6 protein-coding genes are annotated in these 5,331 nt (G+C 38.3%); all 6 read right to left on the minus strand.

The window, feature by feature from the left end:
* The coding region (locus Q0L68_RS15690; protein ID WP_296705041.1) for a BatA domain-containing protein at nt 1-734 on the minus strand (734 nt) is incomplete at its 3' end.
* Nucleotides 734-1,603 (minus strand): DUF58 domain-containing protein, encoded by an 870-nt coding sequence (locus tag Q0L68_RS15695; RefSeq protein ID WP_296705043.1) that lies wholly within the window; start codon nt 1,601-1,603, stop codon nt 734-736. The genes Q0L68_RS15690 and Q0L68_RS15695, both read right to left, overlap by 1 nt.
* Nucleotides 1,593-2,588: a MoxR family ATPase gene (locus Q0L68_RS15700; protein ID WP_296705044.1), complete on the minus strand. Its 996-nt coding sequence runs from the start codon at nt 2,586-2,588 to the stop codon at nt 1,593-1,595. Before Q0L68_RS15700 ends, Q0L68_RS15695 begins: the two co-directional genes overlap by 11 nt.
* 6 nt (nt 2,589-2,594) lie before the next feature.
* Entirely contained in the window at nt 2,595-3,209 is a 615-nt protein-coding gene (locus Q0L68_RS15705) for a DUF4159 domain-containing protein (protein WP_296705045.1), read from the minus strand.
* 127 nt (nt 3,210-3,336) lie between these two features.
* Nucleotides 3,337-4,653, minus strand: a complete 1,317-nt coding sequence (locus tag Q0L68_RS15710) for a TldD/PmbA family protein (protein WP_296705046.1) — start codon at nt 4,651-4,653, stop codon at nt 3,337-3,339.
* Between the two features lie 17 nt (nt 4,654-4,670).
* A partial coding sequence (locus Q0L68_RS15715) for a TldD/PmbA family protein (RefSeq protein ID WP_296705047.1) occupies nt 4,671-5,331 on the minus strand: 661 nt, incomplete at its 5' end.

Raw genomic sequence — 5,331 nt, forward strand, 5'->3', positions numbered from 1 at the left:
GCACGGAAATTTAGCTTTTCTTCATCTTCCAAATCCCCAAAATAATACCCAAGATTTTTCAACTCAATTATACCTTGATTGCTTGATCCAGCATCAGAAACTTCTATGACTCCAAATTCATTCATTTCAAGAATACGGGAAGAATCCACCTCTACTTTGATATCGCTAGCTCTCTGGATCGCAGTTTTTGCAAGGTGAATAGTGGGTTTGACAGGACTGATGAATATATTATTACTCAAGTAATTCTGAGAATTGGGAAAATAAATATTCAATTCTGAAATAGATGGGGGTAGACTATTTAAAGTCTTTTGAATTTGTTGCCGAGAAAACCCCTTAGGATTCAATTCATTTGATATCTCCGACAATTCAGGTTCAAGCCAAAATACTTCCTCGCCTCTATCAATTGCTTGTTCCAACTCAAATCTGTATTCTTCGAAAACCTGCTTTTCTGGTGAAACCAAGTGTACTATTTTCAAATCTTCATTTATCGTCCAAGAATTAAGGATCAAATTCGAAAGCAATAAAACGAGTAATATGATCAACAAAATTCTCAAAATCAAAACAAGTATTTGATCTAATCTGATGGATTTTGACGACTGATTTTCTTGCTCAGATAACCAAGCCATCGCTGCCCAGGAGACCTTCTTGCCTTTTTTTCCATTCCATAAATGGATAGCGATAGGAATCGCTAATCCTAATAGTCCCCAAAGTAATATAGGTTGAAGGAATTCCATTAGATAAATGATCTTTTGGAAAGAAACTTAGAAACTACAGAGACAATCGGTTCATCAATTTTCTCTTGCATCAAGTGGATATTTGGCTGATGAAAGGCCTCTTTCAATGAGTTTAGATATTTTCCTATTGCTTCATTATACTCCTTTTTTGCAGTAGCTCCGTCCAAGGTAATCTCCCTGTCACTTTCCAGATCTTTAAATATAAAACTGCCTTTCATATCAAATTCTACCTCTTGCCTCCCTAAGAGTTGGAAAAGGACAATTTCCTTTTGTGGGTGCTTCATCTCCTCGATGATATCAATCCATTCATTATCCTTTTGCAAAAAATCAGATACCAGAATGATCAATTCTTTTTGTTTGCTTTTTAATGCCGGAAATGATTGTTTGGAAACAGGCCAAGATCCAGATGCTTTTTCGGATTCGAGATAGAATAATATTCGTTGAAAACTCTTTGGGGATGGAGCTACTTTTTTCGTGAGTTTTCCATCCTGAAAAGTAAAGAAGGATAATGAATCTCCTTGAAGGTGAGCCAAATATGCAATTGTTGCTAAAAGGTTTTTAGCGTAATCAATCCTTCTTATTTCATTTTCTTCATAATTCATAGACCCTGATAAGTCCAGCATCAAAGTAATATTCAAATGACTTTCCGCCTGAGATTCTTTAATCATGTACTTGCCAGATCTGGAAAAATACTTCCAGTCAATTCTTTTAGGATCATCTCCGGGCTCATAGTATCTGTATTGCTCAAACTCGCTTCCAGAACCAACTCGTTTTCCAAGATGGATTCCTTGCTTAAGTTGCTCGCTGATAATTTTAGCAGAAAGCTTTAAGTTATTGAGTTTGAATATTTCCAGATTACTAGCTTGCATGAATAGGCAGAGAGTCTACAATTTTGGTTATCACAGTATCTGCTTCCACATTTTCGGCTTCGGCTCTAAAATGAAGGGATAATCGATGTCTCAATACGGGGAAGGCCAATGTCTGAATATCTTCAGGAGTTACAGCAAACCTTCCTTTGACAATTGCTCTAGCTTTGGCGCATAAAATCAAAGCCTGACCAGCCCTTGTACCCGCACCCCATTCTACATATTCTCTTACTGCTTCTACTTGGGATGTATCAGGTCTTGTCGAACGGATCAGTTTGTTGATATGATCCAACAATTTGGAGTCAATATGTACTTGACGCGTTAACTTTTGAAGTTTTTTCACATCCTGTCCAGATAAAACTATTTCCGGTTTTCCTGCATAAGTTCCAGTCGTTTTTTCGAGTACTTCCAATTCCTCTTGTTCAGATGGGTAGGCAAGTTTGATATAAAGTAAAAAACGGTCTAATTGTGCCTCCGGCAAAGGGTAGGTTCCAGATTGCTCAATCGGATTTTGAGTAGCAATAATCAAAAATGGATCTGGAAGTGGATGTATTTGACCTCCATAGGTAACCATTTTCTCTTGCATCGCTTCCAGCAATGCGGCTTGCGTTTTTGGGGGAGTCCTGTTGATCTCATCGGCCAAAACCATATTGGCAAATATTGGACCCCGATTAAATTGAAAGAATTTCTTTCCTGTTTCATGGTCTTCCTCCAAAATCTCAGTCCCTAATATATCTCCAGGCATTAAATCCGGAGTAAACTGAATCCTTTTAAACTGAAGTTCCATCACTTCGGAAATGGTTTTTACCATCAAAGTTTTTGCTAACCCAGGAACACCTTCCAAAAGGCAATGCCCTCCGGCAAGCAAGGTGATGATGATCTCGTCTAAGACTTCTTCCTGACCTACAATTACTTTTGCAATTTCTTTTTTAAGCAGAGGGATTTTTGCTACCAAGTCTTTGTACTCTGCTAGTTCTTTATTTTCCAATACGTATTAGGTTAAGGCATAGACCACAATGTTGACACCGAATTTGGTGTTATCAATTTTCAGGAAGCGTTTGTTTCTAAAATCATAGTCCCATTCGCATCCGTAATCTTTGTTACTATATAGAACCGCTATTCTTCCATTGATGATGATGGCTTTGAGGTAGTCATGGACCAAATCATCACCCCATCCATTCAATTCAAAAGAAGTTGCAGGAGGGCCATCTTCAAACTCGAAAAAGCAGTTATAAATCCAATGGTCATTTGGGATTTTTTGTAAAGCATTCGGACCAAAAATTTCGGCCATTTCTGCTTCAAAAGACTTTGCAAATAAGCCGTCAATATCATGGTTGCAATCATCGGCAAAAACAAAGCCTCCATTTTCTACATAAGTTTTAAAATTGGATCGTTCCCGAGATGAAAAATCAACCAATTTATGCCCACTGATGTAACAGAATGGGCTTTTGAATATTTCAGGACTACTCAATTCTACCACTTTCTCGGTCTCATCTACAGGAATAGTAGTGTACTCGACCAAAGAGTTGATCAAATTAGATGGCATTCTTTGATCAGTATCCCAGTTTCCTGAATTATACTTTATCCTTGTAAAAAAGAAAGGCCGCATTTGTTGGTTAGTTTTCAATATTCAGTAACAAGTAAGCAGTGAACAGAAATCAATTTTGCTTTAGAATTATTCTCAACCTAAATCAAATGAAAGCCGCTCACTGCTTACAATAAACTTCATACCGATTTTAAACGGCGTCAGATAAACTAGTGAAGGTAAAGTCTCTAATTTTCATAGGAGGCATCATACTTCCATCCACCCGCTGTGGCTTGCCCATCGCTTCAATATTGTTCAACATGATGATTGGACTTTCGTTGAATCGGAAGTTTTTAACAGGGAATTTAATCTGACCATTTTCAATATAGAAAGTACCGTCACGCGTAAGCCCTGTAAACAATAATGTCTGAGGATCTACTGATCTTATATACCAAAAACGAGTTACTAAAACACCTCTCTCTGTACTCTTGATCATATCTGCTAGAGATTGATCTCCTCCTTCGAAAATCACCCCTCTTGGTCTTGGCATTGGTTCAACACCTTGTTTTTCAGCCCAATAGCGGGAATAAAAGAGGTTTTTAACTACTCCATTTTCTACCCATGTCGTTTTCTCCAATGGCAATCCATCATTACTCCAAGGAGCTACCGGGATGTCAGGGTGAGAAGGGTCTGAATAAATATTTACTCTTTCGTCAAAAATCTTTTCTCCGATTCTTGTCCCCCCTCCTTTTTTGCTCATAAAACTTCTACCCTCATCAGCACTTCTGGCATCAAGCCCAAATGTCAATCTGCCAAGTAAATCGGAAGCTGCTCTAGGCTCAAGAATTACGGTATATTTTCCAGGCTCAATCGCTTGTGCATTCACAGAAGCCATAGCTTTTTGAACTGCGAGGTTTGTGACAGCGCCTGATTTCAATAAGCTAACATCATTATAATCTGATCCAGAATAACCAGATCCAGTGCCATCAGCTGTTCTTACTGTTACCGTAAAATCAACGGAAGTTCGCTTATTATAACCAAACAAACCTTTGCTGTTTCCAGAAGCATTAAACCCAGAATAATCTTCTAAGTACCCGGCAGCCGTTAAGTTATTTTCAGCACATGGTTTGATACTATCTATCGCTACCTGTGCTCTATAATCAGGATCAATCTTATCCGTGCTATCAATAAAGGTTTTGGTTTCCTGATAATTCTGAGGTCCAAGCATCGGCATATATTCGGGATTCTCCGGAGCCAACATTGCAATTTCTTCTGCTCTTGCAACTGCCTTTTTCAAGGATTCATCATCCAATTCATTGATACTGGTAGAACCCGATTTTTTCCCAAATACAGAGGTAATTTGGAGACTGATACTATTTGACTCTCCACTGGTGTTTACAGTATTTCTTGCATAACGGATATTACCTGTCCTACCTCCTGAAAGGTTGACTTCAGTTTCATCAGCTTTTGCGTAGGAAAGAACTTTATCTATAATTTGTTTTGCTTCTTCTTTTGTTAAAATAGCCATTTCGATGATTTTAAAAGTTAAATCTTTCTTCCAGTGTTAATTACATTGACGCCGTCAAATCGAGTAGTAGAACTACCGTGAGAAACAGCAGAAACCTGAGATGGCTGACCTTTCCCGTCAAAGAAAGATCCAAAGAGCTTATAATCATCCTTGTCACAGATTTGTGAACAAGAATTCCAAAATTCCTGGGTATTTGATTGGTAAGCCACATCTTCCAACATGCCAACAATCTCACCGTTTTTGATTTCATAAAATAGCTGTCCTCCAAACTGGAAATTATATCGCTGCTGATCTATAGAATAGGATCCTCTTCCTACGATATAAACACCTTTCTCCACCCCTTTTACCATATCATTTACGCTCAACTTCTCTTTTCCAGGTCTTAAAGAAATGTTTGCCATTCTCTGAAACTGCACCGATTCCCAACTATCTGCATAGCAACAGCCATGAGATTCCTTTTCACCAAGGATACTCACTTGATCACGAATCGCCTGATAGTTCACCAAAACTCCGTCTTTGATCAAATCCCACTCTTTGGTTTTAACACCTTCATCGTCATAGGCGACATAGCCCAGTGAATGTGGCTGAATTTTATCTGCGAAAATATTTACTTTATCAGATCCATATTTAAAGTCTCCGGATTTCCATTTATCCAAGGTAGCAAAGCTGGTTCCAGCA

The organism is Algoriphagus sp., from assembly GCF_024642405.1.
GTDB lineage: Bacteria > Bacteroidota > Bacteroidia > Cytophagales > Cyclobacteriaceae > Algoriphagus.

Excerpts from the sequence above, each read along its gene's own strand:
- Q0L68_RS15695 (WP_296705043.1), bottom strand. The coding sequence starts at position 1,603 with ATGCAAGCTAGTAATCTGGAAATATTCAAACTCAATAACTTAAAGCTT.
- Q0L68_RS15705 (WP_296705045.1), bottom strand. The coding sequence starts at position 3,209 with ATGCGGCCTTTCTTTTTTACAAGGATAAAGTATAATTCAGGAAACTGG.
- Q0L68_RS15710 (WP_296705046.1), bottom strand. The coding sequence starts at position 4,653 with ATGGCTATTTTAACAAAAGAAGAAGCAAAACAAATTATAGATAAAGTT.